General features: G+C 73.3%; 20 protein-coding genes and 1 pseudogene. 12 read left to right on the top strand and 9 right to left on the bottom strand.

What is annotated here, in order from left to right:
* Nucleotides 1-35: 35 nt before the first annotated feature.
* Together RM590_RS16115 and RM590_RS16120 are read left to right on the top strand one after the other, a co-directional pair.
* Nucleotides 36-341: a MazG nucleotide pyrophosphohydrolase domain-containing protein gene (locus tag RM590_RS16115; protein WP_311705260.1), complete on the top strand. Its 306-nt coding sequence runs from the start codon at nt 36-38 to the stop codon at nt 339-341.
* A 33-nt stretch (nt 342-374) separates the two neighbouring features.
* Nucleotides 375-797 (top strand): phosphotransferase, encoded by a 423-nt coding sequence (locus tag RM590_RS16120; protein ID WP_311705350.1) that lies wholly within the window; start codon nt 375-377, stop codon nt 795-797.
* A 112-nt stretch (nt 798-909) separates the two neighbouring features.
* On the opposite strand, the gene RM590_RS16125 is transcribed toward RM590_RS16120, so the two are convergent.
* Both RM590_RS16125 and RM590_RS16130 read right to left on the bottom strand, forming a co-directional pair.
* On the bottom strand, nt 910-1,653 hold the full coding sequence (locus tag RM590_RS16125; RefSeq protein ID WP_311705261.1) for a phosphotransferase family protein: 744 nt from the start codon (nt 1,651-1,653) through the stop codon (nt 910-912).
* Nucleotides 1,654-1,850: 197 nt separating this feature from the next.
* Nucleotides 1,851-2,447, bottom strand: a complete 597-nt coding sequence (locus RM590_RS16130; RefSeq protein ID WP_311705262.1) for a hypothetical protein — start codon at nt 2,445-2,447, stop codon at nt 1,851-1,853.
* A gap of 365 nt (nt 2,448-2,812) precedes the next feature.
* Here RM590_RS16130 and RM590_RS16135 point away from each other — a divergent pair, with 365 nt between their 5' ends.
* A complete protein-coding gene (locus RM590_RS16135) occupies nt 2,813-3,859 on the top strand; it encodes a lytic polysaccharide monooxygenase auxiliary activity family 9 protein (RefSeq protein ID WP_311705263.1) in 1,047 nt (348 codons plus the stop codon).
* Nucleotides 3,860-4,057: 198 nt separating this feature from the next.
* The gene (locus RM590_RS16140; RefSeq protein ID WP_311705264.1) at nt 4,058-4,984 is read left to right on the top strand and encodes a lytic polysaccharide monooxygenase auxiliary activity family 9 protein; all 927 of its coding nucleotides are present in this window, start codon (nt 4,058-4,060) and stop codon (nt 4,982-4,984) included.
* Between the two features lie 186 nt (nt 4,985-5,170).
* Here the strand turns inward: RM590_RS16140 and RM590_RS16145 are convergent, their stop codons facing one another.
* Nucleotides 5,171-5,740, bottom strand: coding sequence for a DUF1707 and FHA domain-containing protein (locus RM590_RS16145; protein ID WP_311705265.1), 570 nt, complete (start codon nt 5,738-5,740; stop codon nt 5,171-5,173).
* Nucleotides 5,741-5,962: 222 nt separating this feature from the next.
* Between RM590_RS16145 and RM590_RS16150 the strand changes: the two genes are divergently transcribed.
* From RM590_RS16150 to RM590_RS16160, 3 genes are read left to right on the top strand one after another with little or no spacing between them, the layout of a single operon-like run.
* Complete coding sequence (locus RM590_RS16150) at nt 5,963-6,883, top strand: GNAT family N-acetyltransferase (RefSeq protein ID WP_311705266.1); 921 nt, start codon at nt 5,963-5,965, stop codon at nt 6,881-6,883.
* Between the two features lie 59 nt (nt 6,884-6,942).
* The gene (treZ, locus tag RM590_RS16155) at nt 6,943-8,721 is read left to right on the top strand and encodes a malto-oligosyltrehalose trehalohydrolase (protein ID WP_311705267.1); all 1,779 of its coding nucleotides are present in this window, start codon (nt 6,943-6,945) and stop codon (nt 8,719-8,721) included.
* A gap of 20 nt (nt 8,722-8,741) precedes the next feature.
* A complete protein-coding gene (locus tag RM590_RS16160; RefSeq protein WP_311705268.1) occupies nt 8,742-9,269 on the top strand; it encodes an SRPBCC family protein in 528 nt (175 codons plus the stop codon).
* Nucleotides 9,270-9,503: 234 nt separating this feature from the next.
* On the opposite strand, the gene RM590_RS16165 is transcribed toward RM590_RS16160, so the two are convergent.
* Nucleotides 9,504-10,133, bottom strand: coding sequence for a LysE family translocator (locus RM590_RS16165; protein ID WP_311705269.1), 630 nt, complete (start codon nt 10,131-10,133; stop codon nt 9,504-9,506).
* Between the two features lie 58 nt (nt 10,134-10,191).
* Here RM590_RS16165 and RM590_RS16170 point away from each other — a divergent pair, with 58 nt between their 5' ends.
* Nucleotides 10,192-11,130 (top strand): carbohydrate kinase family protein, encoded by a 939-nt coding sequence (locus tag RM590_RS16170; protein WP_311705270.1) that lies wholly within the window; start codon nt 10,192-10,194, stop codon nt 11,128-11,130.
* Here RM590_RS16170 and msrB read toward each other — a convergent pair.
* From msrB to RM590_RS16190, 4 genes are all read right to left on the bottom strand, one after another.
* A complete protein-coding gene (msrB, locus tag RM590_RS16175) occupies nt 11,084-11,500 on the bottom strand; it encodes a peptide-methionine (R)-S-oxide reductase MsrB (protein ID WP_311705271.1) in 417 nt (138 codons plus the stop codon). The two genes, RM590_RS16170 and msrB, sit on opposite strands and share 47 nt — an antisense overlap.
* A 20-nt stretch (nt 11,501-11,520) precedes the next feature.
* Nucleotides 11,521-12,915: a UDP-N-acetylmuramate--L-alanine ligase gene (gene murC, locus RM590_RS16180; protein ID WP_311705272.1), complete on the bottom strand. Its 1,395-nt coding sequence runs from the start codon at nt 12,913-12,915 to the stop codon at nt 11,521-11,523.
* Between the two features lie 92 nt (nt 12,916-13,007).
* Nucleotides 13,008-13,475 carry an indole-3-glycerol phosphate synthase gene (locus RM590_RS16185; protein WP_311705273.1) on the bottom strand — a complete coding sequence of 156 codons (468 nt, stop codon included), beginning with the start codon at nt 13,473-13,475 and terminating at the stop codon, nt 13,008-13,010.
* A gap of 114 nt (nt 13,476-13,589) precedes the next feature.
* Complete coding sequence (locus tag RM590_RS16190) at nt 13,590-14,372, bottom strand: pyrimidine reductase family protein (protein ID WP_311705274.1); 783 nt, start codon at nt 14,370-14,372, stop codon at nt 13,590-13,592.
* 72 nt (nt 14,373-14,444) lie between these two features.
* Here RM590_RS16190 and zapE point away from each other — a divergent pair, with 72 nt between their 5' ends.
* Both zapE and RM590_RS16200 read left to right on the top strand, forming a co-directional pair.
* Nucleotides 14,445-15,539, top strand: coding sequence for a cell division protein ZapE (gene zapE / locus RM590_RS16195; RefSeq protein ID WP_311705275.1), 1,095 nt, complete (start codon nt 14,445-14,447; stop codon nt 15,537-15,539).
* A gap of 81 nt (nt 15,540-15,620) precedes the next feature.
* Nucleotides 15,621-16,484: a PPK2 family polyphosphate kinase gene (locus RM590_RS16200; RefSeq protein WP_311705276.1), complete on the top strand. Its 864-nt coding sequence runs from the start codon at nt 15,621-15,623 to the stop codon at nt 16,482-16,484.
* 24 nt (nt 16,485-16,508) lie between these two features.
* Here the strand turns inward: RM590_RS16200 and RM590_RS16205 are convergent, their stop codons facing one another.
* On the bottom strand, nt 16,509-16,667 hold the full coding sequence (locus RM590_RS16205; RefSeq protein ID WP_311705277.1) for a hypothetical protein: 159 nt from the start codon (nt 16,665-16,667) through the stop codon (nt 16,509-16,511).
* Between the two features lie 526 nt (nt 16,668-17,193).
* Here RM590_RS16205 and RM590_RS16210 point away from each other — a divergent pair.
* Together RM590_RS16210 and RM590_RS16215 are read left to right on the top strand one after the other, a co-directional pair.
* Nucleotides 17,194-18,469 (top strand): annotated as a pseudogene (locus tag RM590_RS16210) (DUF692 domain-containing protein).
* Nucleotides 18,466-19,398, top strand: a complete 933-nt coding sequence (locus RM590_RS16215) for a TIGR04222 domain-containing membrane protein (RefSeq protein ID WP_311705278.1) — start codon at nt 18,466-18,468, stop codon at nt 19,396-19,398. Before RM590_RS16210 ends, RM590_RS16215 begins: the two are co-directional and overlap by 4 nt.
* The last annotated feature ends 11 nt before the right edge of the window (nt 19,399-19,409 follow it).

Here is a 19,409-nt window from a genome sequence, read left to right on the forward strand (position 1 = left end):
CAACCGTCGCACCAGCCGCCGAGGAGCTGTCAGCCGTGGAGATCCGGTCCGCCCAGAAGCTCGCCTGGGAGAACAAACACGCCAAAGGCTTCAACACCACCGATATTGCCCTGGAGTTCGGCCTGCTCACCGCCGAAGTCGGCGAAGCCTTCACCGCCTGGCGCAAAAACCTCCCCGACCTCGGCGAAGAACTGGCCGACGTCTTCCTCTACCTCACCGCCCTCGCCCAGATGAACGACATCGACCTCGACCACGAAGTAGCCCAGAAAATCGAGAAGAACACCCGACGCACCTACGCACCAGACGAACGTGGCGTACCCATCCGCACCAACGACGGCTGACCCAACCCCGGCTGACGCAGTGCACCACTCCCCCTGGCGGACGGCGAGGAGTGCGTGATCCACGGCGACCCGGGCCTGAACAGCACCGTCTTCCGGGACGGCATGCCGACCGCGTTGATCGACTGGGACGGCTGCCGACCCGGCCGACGCCTCGACGACCTCGCGTACATGGCCTGGTCCTGGTGCATCCTGGAACGGATGCCGATACCGATCACACGACAGGCCACCCTGCTGCGCGAACTCCACGACGGCTACGGCGACTTCGAACCGGAGCCACTGCTGGACGCCATGGTGGAACGGCAGACGGAGGTCGCGGACGCCGAGACCCGGATCCTCCACGACCCCGGGCACACCCCCGAACGCCGCGCCCACGCCCTGACAGCCGTCGAATGGGCCACCGCCTGCCGCGCACTCGTCCTCCAACACCGGCCCCTGCTGCTCTCCGCCCTGCGCTGACCGGACCGCGGCCGGACCTCAACCGGCCGCCGGCCCCAGCCGGGGCGATGCGCCCCAGGAGATGGCCTGCTCAGTGCGTCAGAACGCACTCAAGCAGCGGGCCCGCACAGCCTCACATCCGGGATCTCAGCACGTCGACCTCACAGCCCGCCGCGAACGGGTCGAACCCGTGCTCGCCCAGCCAGCGAACCACCAGCAGGCTGCGCAACGACCACCACGCGCGGATCACGTCGAGGTCGACGTCGGTGCCGTAGCCGGCAACAACGTCACCGAGGTGCTCCTCGTGTCCGAGCGTCAAGATGGCGAGGTCGAACAGGGCATCACCCGGGCCCGCCTCGGACCAGTCGATGATGCCCGTGACCTCGTCACCGTCGACGAACACGTGAGTGATCTGCAGGTCGCCGTGCGTGAACACCGGAGTCCACGGCCGGAGCGCGGCCTCGGCGACCTGGCGGTTGCGGGTGACCAGGTCGGCGGGCAGGACGCCGTTCGTCACGAGCCACTCGCACTCGCCGTCGAGATCCGCCGCCAACTCCTCAAGGCTCTTTCCCCGACTGGGCCAGGGCGGCAACGGCGCGTCGTGCAACTTCCGGATGGCGGCACCCGCCGCGGCCCACGCCGCCGGGGACGCGGCCGACGGCTCGCCGAGGCGGCCGAGTGCCGTCCCCCGGACCGCGGCGATCGCGAGCACGGACGGCTTGCGCCACAGGACCTCCGGGGTCGGGACCGGCACCAGGGCCATCGCCGCCACCTCGGCCTCGATGCGCGCCTGATCGGAGTCCACCTTCAGGAACACATCGCCGACGCGCAGGGTCGCGCGCTCGGAATGGGCGACGACGACCTTGACCTCATCCATGGGCGACCAGTATCCCGGGGAAGTTCGCCGATGTCGCCGGGTTTATCGCGTGCGATTACGCGGCCGACCGCGCCCCGCTGCCCAGCGGCCTCGTGCACGACACCGACTGCTGACCAGGCCAAGCCCACCACTCCAACACCGGCCCTGCGCTGACCGGACCGCAGCCGGACCTCAACCGGCCACCGGCCCCCGCCGCGTCAGCCAGCCGGGATAGCTCTCCACCAGGGCCAGCAGCCCGGCCGCCACCCGTGGATCCCAGAAAACGCCGCCGGCAGCCGCAGTTCGTAGAGCGCCGGGCCGTCCGTGTAGCGAAGCACGGTCTGCTCACCCACCCGCCACGCGATCCGGCGCGGCGTCGGGGAGGTGCCCAACGCCAGGATGACCACCACCACGATCGCCAGGCTCGCGGGGAGGAACACCCAGCACAGCCGCCACGGGATCCAGTGCCGCAGATCGCCCTTCGCGCCGACCGCCGCCCCCTCCGCTCCGGCCGGCTGGACCGTCCACCGGGCGCGCCGGAAGAAACCGGCCGGTCGCCGGGTGATCTCCGCGAGCCGGTTCCCCGCCGGGTCGAGCACCGCGTACGCCGCGCCTTGCCGCCGGGCGGCGGCCGTGGTGACCACATGGGCCAGCGCCTCGCCGCGGCCGGCGTCGCGCCAGAGCGTGAAGGCTCGCGCGCCCTGCCGCCACGCCGCCCGTTCCGCCGCGGCAGAACTCCCGGAGCGGGCCGGGTACTCGGGATACGCGAACGTGACGGCCGCGCGCCGCTGTTCCGGCCCGGGCCCGTCGGCCACGCGGATCCTGCGGAACGGCTCCAGGTCAACGGCCCCCGGACGGCCGGGTCTTCGGAGCGGCCCCATCGGGCGCGCTCGGATCGTGCAACCACATCACTCTGCTCACCGGCGCACCCCAACGGCACGCCACCCGGCACGGTTCGGCATATGCCTCCGGCAACACCCTTTCGTCTGCCCCGACTTGAGGTGATCCACCCTACAAAGTACCTGCACACTCCCTGCGCCGAGCCTTTACAGAAGCGTTGCCCGGCGCTACGGTCACGGCATCTGGGAGCGCTCCCATCGAATTGTCCTCACCTTGAGGACGACTCGCTCATCGAAAGGGACGCAACGCGATGAGAGACCGGCCAACCCCCCGCGCGCGCATGAAGAGATCAGCCCTGCTGACTCTCCTCGCCGCGCTGCCCGCGCTCTGCATGGTGATGTTCACCGGCGGCAGCGCGGCGGCGCACGGCGCGCCCATGGACCCGGGCAGCCGCACCTATCTGTGCTGGAAGTACAGCCTGGACGAGGGCGGGGCGATCGACCCGACCAACCCCGCCTGCCGGGCCGCGCTCAACGAGAGCGGTGCGAACGGCTTCTACAACTGGTTCGCCGTCCTCCAGTCCAACGGCGGCGGCCGCACCGAGGGCTTCATCCCCGACGGCCAGCTCTGCTCGGGCGCGGCCACCGTCTACGACTTCTCGGGCTTCGACCTGCCGCGCACCGACTGGCCGTACACCCATGTCACCGCGGGCGCGACCTACGAGTTCACCTACAACCCGTGGGCCCACCACCCCGGCACCTTCCACCAGTACGTCACCGTGGACGGCTGGGACCCGACGCAGCCCCTGACCTGGGACGACATCGAGGACGTGCCCTTCCACTCGGAGGCCGACCCGCCCTACCGCGGCCCGGTCGCCGACCCAGAGTCCGAGTACTACTGGGAGGCTCAGCTCCCCTCGAACAAGACCGGCCGGCACATCATCTACACGGTCTGGCAGCGCTCCGACAGCCAGGAGACCTTCTACAGTTGCTCCGACGTCGTCTTCGACGGCGGCAACGGCGAGGTCACCGTCCCCGGCGACAGCGGCACCCCCGACCCGGACCCGGACCCGCAGCCGGGTGACCCCTTCTGCGCGGCCACCCTGGGCACGGTCAACAGTTGGAACGGCGGCTTCCAGGCCGAGGTCCGCGTCACCAACAACAGTGACGCTCCGATCACCAACTGGACCGCTTCCTGGTCACAACCGGCCGGGAACGCCATCCAAAGCGTCTGGAACGGGTCGCTGACAGCCCATGACGATCACATCATGGTCTCCAACGCGGCCTGGAACGGATCACTGGGCCCCGGCTCGTCCACCACGTTCGGCTACACGTCCAACGGGACTCCGCCCGAGGCCGGTTCGGCCATCAGTTGCGGCGTTTCCTGACGTCCCGCCCGATACCGGATCCTCGCCCGCCGGCCCGACCAACCGGCGGGCGGGGATCCCGCGCGGCGCGCCGCCACCGCGCCGCCATGCCGTCAAAACCCTTTACAGGAAGAGTTGCCCGGCGCTACGGTCGCGAGCTGGGAGCGCTCCCACACACGGTTAACCCCCCACCTCATCACGGCGAAGGGACGCAACGCGATGAGTGACCGAGTCAAGGCCCGGGCGCGTCTGAGGAAGTTCGGCATGCTGACCGCCATGGCCAGCCTGCCGGCGATGGCCGCGGTGATGTTCACCGGCGGCAGCGCGGCGGCGCACGGCGCGCCGATGGATCCCGGCAGCCGCACGTACCTGTGCTGGAAGTACAGCATGGACAGCACCGGAGCCATGAACCCCACGAACCCGGCCTGCCGGGCGGCTCTGGAGACCAGCGGCGCGAACGGCTTCTACAACTGGTTCGCCGTCCTCCAGTCCAACGGCGGCGGCCGCACCGAGGGCTTCATTCCCGACGGCGAACTGTGCTCCGGCGCGGCCACCGTCTACGACTTCTCCGGCTTCGACCTGCCGCGCACCGACTGGCCCTACACCCACCTGACGGCCGGCGCGACCTACGAGTTCACCTACAACCCGTGGGCCCACCACCCCGGCACCTTCCACCAGTACGTCACGGTCGACGGCTGGGACCCGACGCAGCCCCTGACCTGGGACGACATCGAGGACGTGCCGTTCCACTCCGAGACCGACCCGCCCTACCGCGGCTCGGTCGGCAACGCGGACTCCGAGTACTACTGGAACGCCCAGCTCCCCGAGGGCAAGGAGGGCCGCCACATCATCTACACGGTGTGGGAGCGCTCCGACAGTGAGGAGACCTTCTACGGCTGCTCCGATGTCGTCTTCGACGGCGGCAACGGCGAGGTCACCGTCCCCGGGGTCAGCGACGCCGACGCGGCCGAATCGGCCGCCGCGGCCGAGCGGCTCGGCGAGGAGGCCGCCCCGCTGGTGAGCGAGGAGCACAGCTCCGGCGAGCACGCGGAGCACGCCGCCCACACCGCCGAGGGCACCGCGTCCCCGATGATCAGCGCGCTGGTGCGCGCCATGAACGGGGTGCTGCCCGGCTGGGCCGACTGACCCGGCACTCCTCCTACTCCGGCCTGCCGCCCCACCTCCCAGCCCCCGCTTGGGCGGCAGGCCGGCTCACACCTCCCGTGGGCTCACACCTCTCGCGGAGAGGTCCGTACCCCGACCGCGCGCGGACGTGCCCGTGCGCGGTCGGCCCTTCTCGGGCGGGGAGTTCACGACGGGCGGGAGTTCGCGTCAGGCGGGGAGTTCGCGGGCGGCCAGCCGGAACGCGACGGCGCCGAAGCGGACATGGTCGCCCGGGCGAACGGGAACGGCGTCGATGACGCGACGGCCGTTGACCCAGGTGCCGTTGGCCGAGCCGAGATCGCGCAGCAGCCACCCCAGGCCCGCGCTGCTGAGCTGCGCGTGATGGCGGGAGACGCTGGAGTCGTTGAGCCGGAGGCCGGAGCCGGTCGCGCGGCCGATGACCAGCGGCACCGGACCGGGGGCGGGCAGCACGAGCTGCGGCAGCCGCTGGGCCTCCCATGCCAGGCGCAGCCGGCCGGGCAGGGTGACGAGCCTGGTCACCGATTCGGCGAGCCAGCCCGCGCGCGGCGGGGGCGTGGCCTGCCGGTCGGGCAAGTCGCGCACGGCGGCGAAGAGTTGATCGGGAATCCGGGCCGCAAGAATGAGCTCCACGCGGCGCACGAAGGTGTCCTGGGAGACCCGACCCTCCACCATGCTCTCCCGGAGCACGTCGAGAGCGCGCTCGCGGTCCGCGTCGGATATGCGCGGAGAGGGAGCGCCGTACTCCACAGAGGTCATGGGGGAATTCTCCGCGAACCCCCGTGCCGCTGTCCAGGCTCCCGGGCTGGACGGCGGCGGCGGGGGTCGGCTACTGTGCCGCTGCGCCCTTGAGTTGAGGAAGGAGGCGTCGCCATGTTCGCCACTACGGCATCTCTCATCAGCAGTGCACGCCTCCGCCGCCCCTCCGTCGGGCGTTTCCCGGGCTGACCGGAGGCGTGTCACGCTTCCGGAAGGATCTTCATGACCGATCTGGTCATTCGTGCCCTCCAGCAGGACGAGGCACGTGAACTGTTCACCTCTCTGCCCGACCCCGGCCTCGTCGGACGCGTGCTGGTCGACCCGCCGGGCAATGTCTACGAAACGGTCGCCGACGGCGGCGAGTACCGGCCCGAGTGGACCTGGGTCGCGCTGCGCGACGGCAAGGTGGTCGCCCGGGCCGCGTTCTGGGGCGGGCCGGACGACACGGAGCCGGTGGCCCTGGACTGGTTCGACTTCACCGACCGCGACGCCGCCGTGGAGCTGCTGCGCCGGGTGCCGCTGACGGCGGATTACGAACTGATGCTGCCGCCCGACTACACCGAACGGCCCCCGGTGCGGGCGGCGGCCGAGGAGCGCATCGAGGCCGCCACCGAGGCGGGCTACCGGCCGCTGGTGGACCGCTACCGGTACACCTGGACGCCCGCGTGCGGGGTGCCGGAACGGCCGGGCCGACTGGAGTTCCGGCCGGAGCCGGACGACGACGTGGTCCTTGAGGTGCTGAAGCGGGTGCACAGCCAGACGCTGGACGCCCACGCGCTGCTGGCCGTCGAGAAGGGCGGCGTGGAGCTGGCCGCCCAGGAGGAGCTGGACTTCTTCCGCTGGTGCCCCTCGCCGCGCGAGTGGTGGCGGCTGGCCTACACCCCCGGCGGCGAACTGGTGGGCATCCAGGTGCCGGGCCGCAACTTCGGGGGGCCGATCGTCGGCTTCATCGGCGTCGTCCCCGAGCAGCGCGGCCACGGGTACGGCTACGACCTGCTGGTGGAGTGCACCCACACGCTCGCGGCCGAGGGCGCCGAGAAGATCGCGGCGGCCACGGACGTGGGCAACAAGGGAATGGCGAAGGCGTTCGCCCGGGCGGGCTACCCGGTGGCCCAGCGGCGGTTCTGCATGACCCGGTCGTGAGCCACACGCCGGGGCGGTGAGCTGGCCATCGGGCCCTGCCGGCACGGACCATGGTGCCCATGCTCTTCGAGGTATGGGCACCGCACGCCCGGCGCGTCACGCTCCAGTTGTCCGGCCGTCCCCTCCCGATGGCCCCCGCCCCGGAGCGGGACGGGTGGTGGCGGGCCGAGGCCGCGGCCTCGCCCGGCGCGCGGTACGGGTTCGCGCTCGACGACGGACCCGTACTGCCCGACCCGCGCGCCCGCCGGCTGCCGGACGGTCCGGAGGGAACGGCCGCGGTGCCGGACTTCGCCGGCTACCGGTGGCGGCATCCCTGGCCGGGGCGGGGGCTGGCCGGGGCGGTGCTGTACGAGCTGCACGTCGGCACGTTCACCCGTGCGGGGACGTTCGACGCGGCGGCCGAGCGGCTGCCGCACCTGGCCGCCCTCGGCGTCACCCATGTGCAGCTCATGCCGGTCTGCCCGTTCCCGGGGCGGCACGGCTGGGGCTACGACGGGGTGGCGCCGTGGGCGGTGCACGAGCCATACGGCGGCCCGGCGGGGCTTCAGCGATTTGTCGACTCCGCGCACGGTCATGGGCTGGGCGTGGTGCTGGACGTGGTGCACAACCACCTGGGCCCCTCCGGGAACCGGCTGCCGGAGTTCGGCCCGTACTTCACCGACCGGCACCACACGCCGTGGGGCCTGGCGGTCAATCTGGACGCCCCGGGCTCCGACGAGGTGCGGGCGTACTTCGTGGGCAGCGCGCTGGCGTTCCTGCGCGACTACCGACTGGACGGCCTCCGGCTCGACGCGGTGCACGCGCTGGTCGACAACCGGGCGGAGCACCTGCTGGCCGAGCTGTCGGCGGCGGTGGACGCGCTCGCGGCCGAGACGGGCCGCCCGCTGTTCCTGGTGGCCGAGTCCGACCGGAACGACCCGCGCACCACGGCCCCGCGCGAGGCGAACGGCCATGGGCTGCACGGCCAGTGGAACGACGACTTCCACCACGCCCTGCACGCGGCGGTGACGGGTGAGGGCCAGGGCTACTACGCCGACTTCGCGCGGGCCCCGCTGGCGGCGCTCGCGGCCACGGTGACCCGCGGCTTCTTCCACGACGGCGGCTACTCGGCGTTCCGCGGGCGCCGCCACGGACGCCCGCTGGACCGGGCCGCGACGCCGGCCCACCGGCTGGTGGGGTACGCGCAGACGCACGACCAGATCGGCAACCGCGCGCTCGGCGACCGCCTGATCGCGCTGGCCGGCCCTGACCGGGCGGCGCTGGCGGCGGCGCTGGTTTTGTGCGGGCCGTTCACGCCGATGCTGTTCATGGGCGAGGAGTGGGGGGCGGCCTCGCCCTGGCAGTACTTCACGGATCATCAGGACCCGGAGCTGGCCGAGGCGGTCCGGGCCGGGCGCCGCCGGGAGTTCGGGGCGCACGGCTGGTCGGAGGCGGAGATCCCCGATCCGCAGGACCCCGCGACCCGGGACCGGTCCTGCCTGGACTGGCCGCAGGACGTGGCACGGGCCTGGTACGGCGAACGGCCGAAGCGGGCGGAGCAGGCGGCAATGCTGGACTGGCACCGGCGGCTGATCGCGATCCGGCACCGCCATCTGCCCGCCAGGCTGCGGCTGTCGGACGTCCACGCGGAGTACGACGAGGCGGCCGGCTGGCTGGTGGTGCACAGCGGTCCGCTGACCGTGGCGGTGAACTTCTCGCGGGCCGCGACGGCCGTGGCGCATCTGGGCCCGGGCGCCTTCGAGCCGCTGGCCGCGAACCGGCGCTGCCCCCCGCCGGACCCGTCGGGCCGGCTGTCCCTGCCGCCGGAGACGGCGTCCGTGCTGCTGCGGGCCGCGTAGTCACCAGGTAGGAAGGGACCATGACCGACGCACTCCCCCAGCAGCCGGTGGGCGGCGCGCTCGAACGGTCCGCCGACGGCCGGCGCTGGTCGCTCACGCTGGAGCGTGAGCTGGCGCACCCCGTCGAGGACGTGTGGGCCGCACTCACCGAGGCCGAACGGGTCGCCCGCTGGGCGCCGTTCCTGCCCGGCCGCGATCTCGACGCGCCGGGCGAGGTGGCGCTGCCCGTGCCCGGCGAGAAGGGACCGGGCCCGCGCGGCGAGGTCACCACCCTCGATCCACCGCGCCTGCTCGCCCTCACCTGGGACCAGGACGGACTGCGCTTCGCGCTGACGCCCACGGACACCGGGACGCGGCTGGAGCTGACCCACACGTTCGCCGAGCAGGAGGAGCCGTCGTCGTTCGCGGCCGGCTGGCATCTGTGCCTGGCCGCCCTCGCCGGTACGCTCTACGGGCTCCAAGTGCCGCGGGTGGTGGGCGAGTCGGCCCGGGCGCACGGCTGGGAGCAGTTGCGCGACCAGTACGAGGACCTGTTCACGGCCGGCTGAGCACCGGTCCGGTCAGGTCCTGTCCGGTCGATCTTGTCGGATCAGCCCACGGCGTCTGGTGCGTGCGATCGTAAGGCGCCGGATCGCAGCTCGTACTTGGCCGTACTCGCGCGATTCGGCTGGGGGCACCTCCCAGACGGAGTCTGGGGGAGCAGCGAGCGTGCGTGCCTGGGGGTACCTCCCGCTTGCGGGGGAGCGTCGCGGGCCCGGCAGGATCGGCCGGGCAGGGCCTAGCTAGCCCTCGGTCGCCAGCCGGATGCCCAGGGCTATCAGCACGCCGCCGGAGATCCGCTCCAGCAGGCGGCGCGCGCCGGGGCGCGAGAGCAGGGCGCGCAGCCGGCCCACGCCCCAGACGTAGGTGGCGTAGTAGCCGACCTCGAAGACCGCCCACACGGCGGCGAGCAGGATCATCGACCGCAGGTGCGGTGCGCCCTGCGGGACGAACTGCGGGAGGAACGCCATGGCGAAGATGCCCGCCTTGGGGTTGGCCAGGTTCAGCAGGAGCCCGGCGCGGTAGCTGCGCCACCCGGTCGGCGGGGCCTCACCGGGGGCGGCCGCCTCGCCCAGCCCCCCGTCCCCCATCCGGCGGGCGGTGCGCAGCGCCTGGACGCCGAAGCCGATGAGCACCACCGCGCCGACGACCCGCATCACGTCGTAGGCCACCTCGGAGGCGTCCAGCACGGCGGTCAGGCCGAGGGCCGCGAAGACGCCCCACAGGAACACGCCGCTCTCGTTGCCCAGGACGGTCAGCAGGCCGGAGCGGCGGCCGCGCAGCGAGTTGCGGATGATCAGGACCGTGCTCGGCCCCGGCGAGGCGGCGACCAGCAGGCAGGCGCCGAGAAACGCCGGAAGAGTGCTCCACATGCCGTCATCCTGCGTCCGGCACCGGGACCGCACCACCGGTTTTCCGTACGATGTGCCGATGCGAGACGTACTGGTGATCGGCGGTTCGGGAATGGACACCATCGTCCGGGTCGAACGGCTCGAAGTGCCCGACCGGGACCTGCTGCACGTGGAGCCGATCCGCGACTACGTGGCCCATTCGGGCACGGGATACGCGCTCGGGTTCCACGCGCTGGGGCTGCGCACGACGTTCCTGGACTTCCTGGGCGAGGACGCGCAGGGCCAGGTGATCCGGGCCCGGTTCCGGGGCGCCGGGCTGGACTTCGACACGCTGCCCGCGCCGTCCGGGACGCCCCGCAGCGTCAACCTGGTGGACGCCGAGGGCCGCCGCTTCTCGTTCTACGACGGGCGGCACCCGGCGGACCTGCTGATGCCGCTGGCGTTCGTGCTGCCGCATGTCGAGCGCGTCCGTCATGTGCACGTCTCCCGCAGCCACTTCAACCGGGAGCTGATCCCCGAACTGGAGCGGCGCGGGGTGCGCACCTCCACCGATCTGCACGCATGGGACGGCGAGGACCCCGCGACGCACCCGTGGGCGTTCCACACGGACTATGTGTTCCTCAGCGCGGCCTCGTTCCGGGACCGGGTGCCGGAGGTGCTGCGGATGATCCTGTCCAAGGGCCGCGCCAGGCTGGTGGTGGCGACGGACGGCGACCGCGGCTGCCACGTGCTGTCCCGCGAGTCGGAGCAGGTGCGGCACTATCCGGCGGTGACGCCGCCCGATCCGGTGGTGGACAGCAACGGCGCGGGGGACGCGTTCGCCACGGCGTTCCTGCACACGCTGATGGGCGGCGGCGACCTGGACGCGAGCGCGCTGGCGGGCCTGGTCGCGGGGGCGTTCGCCTGCACCCGGCACGGCACCCACGAACGGCACATCACCGCCGCGGAGCTGGCCACGGCGGTGGCCGGGATCAGGAGTCCGAGTCGGCGGGGTCCAGGCGGATGGCGATGGAGTTGATGCAGTAGCGCAGGTCGGTGGGGGTGCCGTAGCCCTCACCGGCGAAGACGTGCCCGAGGTGGGAGCCGCAGGTGGCGCAGCGCACCTCGGTGCGCGGCCGGCCGGGGATGGAGTGGTCGGCGCGCGTCTCCACGGCGTCGGTGTCGGCCGGGTCGTAGAACGACGGCCAGCCGCAGTGCGACTCGAACTTCGTCTGGGAGCGGAACAGCTCCGCCCCGCAGGCGCGGCAGTTGTAGACGCCGACGGTCTTGGTGTCGGTGTACTCACCGGTGAAGGCGCGCTCGGTGCCCGCCTCGCGCAGCACGTGGTACTCCTCCTCGGAGAGCTCCTCGCGCCACTGCTCGTCGGACTTGTCGACCTTGTATCCCATGGTTCGCTGCTTCCTTGCGGTCACCCGGAGAGCCGGGCGAGGATCTTCGGGCCGAGCTCGGTGACGTCGCCCGCGCCCATGGTGAGAACGAGATCGCCCGGCCGTGCGATTCCCGCCATCACGTCGGGGACGGCGTCCTTGTCGTGCTCCGGGCGAACGTCGGCGCCGTGCGCGCGGGCCGCGTCGATGATGAGCTCGCTGGTCACGCCGGGGATGGGGTCCTCGCGGGCCGGATAGATGTCGAGCACGACGCAGGCGTCGGCCAGGGCGAGCGCCGCGCCCATCTCCGTGGCCAGCTCCCGGGTGCGGCTGAAGAGGTGCGGCTGGAAGACGACGAGCACCCGCCCGTCCGCCGCGCCGCCGCGGACGGCCTCCAGGTCGGCGGCCATCTCGGTGGGGTGGTGGGCGTAGGAGTCGATGATCTGGACGCCGCCCGCCTCGCCCTTGAGCTGGAGCCGGCGGCGCACGCCGGTGTAGGTGCCCAGCGCGGTGGCCAGCTCGGCGGCGGGGATCCCGGCGGCGACGCCCGCGGCGAGGGCGGCCACGGCGTTGTGCGCGTAGTGCCGGCCGGGCACGCCGACGCGGAACGTCAGCTCCTTGCCGTCCAGGACGACGGTGACGTCGCTGGCCAGCCGGTCGGGCACGACGCGCAGGACGCGGACGTCGGCCTCCGGCGACTCGCCGTAGGTGACGATCCGCAGGTCGGGGCGGCCGGCCAGCCGGGCGGTGAGCGTGACGGCGCCCTCCTGGTCGGCGTTGACGACGAGGGTGCCGCCGGGCACGATCCGGCCGGCGAAGATCTCGAAGGACTCGTAGATCTCGTCCATCGAGGCGTAGTTGGCGTGGTGGTCGAGCTCCACGTTGAGGACGATCGCGACCTCGGGCCGGTAGCGGTGGAAGCTGCGGTCGCTCTCGTCGGCCTCGGCGACGAACAGCTCGCCGGTGCCCGACTCCGCGTTGGACCCGGGGGCGTCGAGGTCGCCGCCGATGGCGTAGGAGGGGGAGAGATCGAGATCGGTGAGGCTGACCGCCAGCATCGAGGTGGTGGTCGTCTTGCCGTGCGTGCCGGCCACGGCGATGGCGCGCTGCCCGGTCATCAGGGCGGCCAGCGCCGCCGAGCGGTGCACGACGGGGATGCCCCGGCGGGCGGCCTCGGCCAGCTCGGGGTTGTCCTCGCGGATGGCGCTGGAGACGACGACGCAGCTCGCGTCGTCGGCGAGGTGGGCGGCGGCGTGGCCGATGTGCACCTGGGCGCCGAGGGCGCGCAGCGCGGCGGCGGTCTCGGAGTCCCGGGCGTCGCTGCCGGCCACCCGAGCGCCGCGCCGGGCTAGGATCTTGGCGATGCCCGACATGCCCGCGCCTCCGATGCCGATGAAGTGGGGCCGTTCCATCGTGGGCGGGGGCGCCGGTGTCATGCGTCTGGTCTCCCTGGTCGAGGCGTGCCCCACGATTGTCGCATCCGGTGGCCGCCGGCCCGGGGCTGCCGTTCCCTTCCGCGTGGGAACGGCTATTCCGCGTGGGCGAACAGCTTGAGCACCGGGACCCCGACCTTGTGGCGGGCCCGGGAGGCCCAGTCGCGGTGGAACAGCTCCTCGACGAAGTGCGGCGCGGTGAGCACGATGACCTCGTCCGCCTTCGTCTGGGAGACCACGGAGGACAGCACGTCCAGCGGGTGCTCCTCGATGATCTGGCCGACCGCCTCCGCGCCGGCGGCGCGCAGCGCCTTGAGCGAGTGGTCCAGGGCGCGCTGAGCCGGCAGCAGCGCCTCGTCGCCCTCCGGCTCGTCGGCCTCGCGCACGGCGTCGCCGATCTCGCCCAGGGCGATGTCGTCCAGCGCGCGCAGCAGCCGGTCCTGGTCGCCGCGTGGCTGCATCAGCACCACGAAGGACTGCGGCTCGCCGGGGTGCAGCGTGGTGACGAGTTCGACGTCGGTGGGCACCATGGGCTTTTCGATCATGAGGACTGTCGTGATCATCGGAAGCGCCCTTCGTCGGGGCCGGGTCCCGCGCCCGGCAGAAACCATCCTCCCCTGTGGCCGCCGGGAACGTTGCGCAAACGACTCCGCCTGCACCAAGTCGAGCGGAACGTATCATTCCGTATCTTGTCGGGCCCTGCGGTAGCGGCCGAACAGGAAGCCGCCGTCCTCCAGCAGATCGGTGAGCGCGAACTCCTGCGGCGCGTCGATCTCCGGGCCGCTCATCACCCGGGGCGCGGTGCCCACCGTGATCCTCGGGCTGGTGGTCAGGCACAGCTCATCCACCACCCCGGCCGTGGCGAACAGGCCGAGCAGCCGGGGCCCGCCCTCGGTCAGCAGCCGGGTGAAGCCGCGGCCGGCCAGCTCGCGCCGGACACGCGACGGATCGACCCCCGCCTCGTCGCCGGCCACCACGACCTCGGCGCCTGCCGCCCGGGCGGCGGCCAGCCCGGCGCGCGGGGCCTTCGCACCCGTCAACACCAGGGTGGGCACCTCGGGCTCGGTGAACAGCGGCAGCGAGAAGTCCAGGTGCAGGCTCGCGCTGACCACGGCGATCGCGGGCACCGTGGTCTGCCCGGCCGCCAGTCGGCGCTCGGTGAACTCCGCGCGCCGGCGCGCGGGCCGGTAACGCTCCTCCCGGACCGTTTCGGCACCGACGATCACCACGTCCGCGAGGGCGCGCAGCACCCCGAACACGCGCATGTCGGCCGGGCCGGACAGCGGCCGGGAGCGCCCGCCGTGGTGGGCCGCGCCGTCGGCCGAGGCCACCATGTTGGCCCGCAGCCAGCCGTCGGGCAGCAGCCCCTCCGTCGGGTAGGCGTACGCGTCGGCGAGCTCGGACAGTGCCCACTCCCGGTCGTCACCGGGCGCCGTTTGCTGGGGGAACAGGCGTCGCATGGGCCGCAGTGTGACACAGGCCCCGCCCCGGCCGGGCGGAGCGCGACACGCCGCGGCGTACAGTGGGAGATTGTGTCAACGAGCAACACCCCGGAATCCGGCGGCCCCACGGCGGCCCCACGGGCCCTCAGCGCCCGCGAACCGCACGTCCCCGCCGAGCGGCTGGTCGCCGAGATGGTGCCGCCGCCGCGTTTCGACACGGTGCGCTTCGACACCTACATCCCCGACCCGGGGCAGCCGAGCCAGCACGCGGCCGTCAAGGCGCTGGACGAGTTCGCCGCCGGCCTCGGCGGCGCCCATGTCAGCGGCGCGGGCCGCCGTGGGCTGTGGCCGCGCCGCCCCCGGCGGCAGGCGCCGCCCGAGCCGCGGGGAATGTATCTGGACGGCGGCTTCGGCGTCGGCAAGACGCACCTGCTGGCGTCGCTGTGGCACGCGACCCCGGCCGCCCCCGGGCTGAAGGCGTTCGGCACGTTCGTCGAGCTGACGAACCTGGTGGGCGCGCTCGGCTTCCAGCAGACCGTGCGGACGCTGTCCGGCCACCGGCTGCTGTGCATCGACGAGTTCGAGCTCGACGACCCGGGCGACACCGTGCTCGTGTCCTCGCTGCTCGGCCGGCTCGTCGCCGAGGGCGTGGCGCTGGCCGCCACCTCCAACACCCTGCCCGGCCGGCTGGGCGAGGGCCGCTTCGCGGCGGCCGACTTCCTGCGCGAGATCCAGGGCCTGGCCGGGCACTTCCGCACCCTGCGCATCGACGGCGAGGACTACCGGCACCGGGGCCTGCCGCAGGCGCCGGCGCCGCGCTCCGACGCGGAGGTCACCCGGGTCGCGCACGCCGTGCCCGGCGCCTCGCTGGACGACTTCGGCGAGCTGCTCGCCCATCTGGCCCGGGTCCACCCCAGCCGCTACGGGGCGCTGTGCGACGGTGTGCCGGCCGTCTGCCTCACCGGCGTGCGGCCGGTGCCCGACCAGTCGACCGCGCTGCGCCTGGTGGTCCTGGCCGACCGGCTCTACGACCGGGAGATCCCGGTGCTCGCCTCGGGCGTTCCGTTCGACCGGCTGTTCGGCGAGGAGATGCTGAACGGCGGCTACCGCAAGAAGTACTTCCGCGCGATATCCCGGCTGACCGCGCTGGCCCGGGACGCCGCGCCGCTGGCCGAGCGCGCCTGACCGCCGTTCTCCGCGGCCGCCCCGCGCCTTGCCGGGGCCGGCCGAGTGGCAGGCCGCGCCGGGCGGGACCATCATCGGGGGATGGGGAGCAAGCCGGGCGCCGACGACCTGTCCCTGCGCGCCCTGCTCCGCCTGGAGCCGGGCGCCCCCGTCGACCTCGCCGCCCATCCCCCGGACGCCATGCCCGGCTTCGAGGGCGGCAAACAGCGGGGGATCGACGAGACGGCCGCCCTGGGCAAGGAGCTGGCCACGCTCCAGGAGCGGCTGTACGCCGCGAGTTCGGCGGGCGACCGGCGCCGGGTGCTGCTGGTCCTCCAGGGCATGGACACCTCCGGCAAGGGCGGCACGGTCAAGCATGTGGTCGGTCACTTCAACCCGGCCGGCTGCCGCATCCGCGCGTTCAAGACCCCGACCCCCGAGGAGCGCGGCCACCACTTCCTGTGGCGCGTGGGCAACGTGCTGCCGGGGGCCGGCGAGATCGGCATCTTCGACCGGTCGCACTACGAGGACGTGCTCGTGGTGCGCGTGCACGGCCTGGTGCCCAGGTCGGTGTGGTCCCGGCGCTTCGACGAGATCAACGCCTGGGAGCGGGCGCTGGCCGACGACGGCGTCGCGTTCGTCAAGGTCTTCCTGCACATCGGCTTCGAGGAGCAGCGGAGGCGGCTGCTGGCCCGCCTCGACCGGCCGCACAAGCACTGGAAGTTCAGCCCGAGCGACATCGCGGAACGGGAGCTGTGGCCCGGCTACCAGCGGGCGTACGCCGAGGCGCTGACCCGTTGCTCCACCGAGGCCGCGCCCTGGTACCTGGTCCCGGCCAACCGCAAGTGGTACCGCAACTGGGCGGTGAGCCGGCTGCTGTTCGAGCAGTTGCGGGAGCTCGATCCCCAGTACCCCGCCGGGGACTTCGACGTCGCCCGGTCCCGGGCCCGGCTGCTGGCCGAGTAGGGCGCCTGCGAGGCGGTCGCGCGGTCAGCGCCGGCGGCCCGCCACCGCGCCAGCCGCCGCGATCACCGCCGCGGCGATCAGGGCCGCCGCGGCGCACGGCAGCAGCGGCCAGTGCGGCTCGGCGTCCCGCGAGCCGGTGACCAGGCTGCTCACCGCGGCGTTGGCCGGGGAGGCGCCCGCCACCAGGAAGGTGATGGCGGCGGCCGTGGTGACCGGGATCGACCGCCTTCGAGTCTCATCACGGCGACCGTAGCCAATTCCGCGCCGAAACCTCAGGGGGAGCTGTCAACTTCTCGGCCGTGAACGACCGAGCTCGTTGGCTCGGTCGACCACACCGATTCATGCTCCCCGCTCGACACTGGCTGCGTCGCCGGAGTCACATCCGCCGCAGTTCTGCGGCGCGGGACCGTTGACAGGGCCCCACGCTGGGACATGCCCAGCGACATCCACCCGGTCGGCGCCATCTGAGCCGTATCCCCGGCAAGCCGGTTCGTGCCTTACAGGCTCACGAGCGGATGCGAAGAGACTACCGGACCGCCGCGCGGTCCGGGGGCGAAGGATGCGATCCTCCCGAGCCCCTGAAGGGGCCGGGGTTCCTCGCAAGAACGTGCTGAATCGGGACCCGGAACGATTCCGCACGGACCGGGCGGGACACAACCCTCCACAGGGGAAGGACGCGGCGCGCATACTGTCGAACGGGGAGGCGAGCATGCGGCGTTTGGGGACGGGGATCGGGTGGCGACCCGAAATCACAGGGGACATCGAGGAGTTGCCGGGCATCGACTGGGTCGAGGTGGTCGCGGAGAACGTCCGGCCGGACCATCTCCCGGACGGGCTGGCCCGGTTGCGGGAGCGCGGCACCACCGTGGTGCCGCACGGCGTCGGACTGGGGCTCGGCGGCGCGGACCGGCCCGCGCCGGGGCGGCTGGCCGGGCTGGCGCGGCTGGCCGCGGCGCTGGACGCCCCGCTGGTCACCGAGCACATCGCGTTCGTCCGGGCCGGCGGGCCGCTGACCGGCACCCGGCGGCTGGAGGCCGGGCACCTGCTGCCCGTGCCGCGCACCCGGGACGCGCTCGACGTGCTGTGCGCCAACGTGCGCATCGCCCAGGACGCGCTGCCCGTTCCGCTGGCGCTGGAGAACATCGCGACGCTCTTCACCTGGCCCGGCGAGGAGCTGACGGAGGCGCAGTTCCTGACCGCCCTGGTGGAACGCACCGGCGTCGGGCTGCTGATCGACGTCGCCAACCTGCACACCAACCACGTCAACCGGGGCGAGGACCCGGCCGCCACGCTGGACGCGCTGCCGCTGGACGCCCTGGCCTATGTGCACGTCGCCGGCGGCGTCGAGCGCGACGGCGTCTGGCACGACAGCCACGCCCACCCGGTGCCGCCACAGGTGCTCGGCGTGCTGGCGGAGCTGTGCGACCGCACCACCCCGCCCGGGGTGCTGCTGGAGCGCGACGACGCGTTCCCGCCGGCGGCCGAACTGGCCGCCGAACTGGCCGCCATCCGATCCGTGGTGGAGGGGGTGCGCCATGGCTGACGGGATACCCGCGGAGCCGCCGGAGACGGCCGCCGCGCGCCGCCGGCTGGCCCTCGCCCAGGCCGCGCTGCTGTCCGCCCTCACCGACGGCGGGCCCGTGCCGGACGGCTTCGACCGCGCCCGGCTGCGGATCCAGCGCGAGGCGCTGGCCGCCAAGCGGGCCGGGGTCATCGCGCGGATCGCGCCCGACCTGCCGCGCATCCTGGGCGACGCCTACCGGCCCGCCGTCCTGGCGCACGCCCGGCGCCAACCGCTGACCGGCGGCTACCGCCAGGACGCGATCCTCTTCGTGCGCCGCCTGCTGGCCGACGGCCCGCTGCCCAACGGCCCGGCCCGCCGGGAGCTGACCGCGTGGCTGCGCGCCCGCACCGACGCCCCCGAGCCGGCCGGCCGCCGGCGCCGGCTGCTGCCCGGCGCCCCGATCCTCAGGAGAACGCGATGACCCCGGCGTTGATCCTCGCGGTCCTGGAGTGCGCGGCGCTGGCGGCGGCCCTGACGAATCTGCTGGTCCGGCGGGCCCGGGCGACAAGCGCCACCCCGTTCCCGCCCCGGGGGCCCAGCCGGGTGCCGGAGCTGTACGAGGCGGCGTTCCTGTCCGGCGGCGCGTACCGGGTGGCCGACACGGTGCTGTGCGCGATGCTCGCCAAGCAGCGGATCGCCATCTGGAACGGCACGGTCACCGTCGTCGCCCCGGTCGCCGACGACGAGCCGGAACGCGAACTGCTGGCCCTCTGCGAGGACTGGCAGGCGCCGCTCGGCCGGGTCCGCGCCGGCCTCGCCCGCTCGGGCCCGGTGCAGGAGATCGGCGACAAGCTCGCGGCGCGAGGGCTGCTGCTGCGGCCGGGGATCTACGAGCCGTGGCGGCGCGCGGTGCTGACCAGCCGGTTCACCGGCGTGACCGTCTTCGGGGCGGGCGTGCTGACGCTGATCGTCTCCCCCTCCCCGGCGGTGATGGTGCCGCTCGGCGGCGCGGTGGCCCTGATCGTGATCAGCGCCGCCCTGATGCCGCCGGCCGGCCGGCTCACGGTCACCGGCCGGCGGAAGCTGCTCCACCTGCGCGGCCACGACCCGCTGACGCCCGAGGGGGCCGCCATGCTCGTCGCCCTGGGCGGCTATGTCGCGCTGAACGACCTGGTGCTGCGGGAGCAGTTCGAGGAGGCCGCCGCCGCCCCCGGCACCGCCGCCGAGGCGAACAGCCCCGCGGTGCTGTGGGGGGCCGACTGCGGCGACAGCGGCTCCGTGACGAGCTGCGGCGGGGACAGCGGTGGTGGTGGCGGCGACGGTGGAGCCGGTGGCGGCGGGGACAGCGGTGGTGGTGGCGGCGACGGTGGCGGCGGGGGCGGCTGCGGCGGTTGCGGAGGGTGCGGCTGACGGGCGGCGGC

The sequence above is a fragment of the Streptomyces litchfieldiae genome, from assembly GCF_031845365.1.
Taxonomy (GTDB): Bacteria; Actinomycetota; Actinomycetes; order Streptomycetales; family Streptomycetaceae; genus Streptomyces; species Streptomyces litchfieldiae.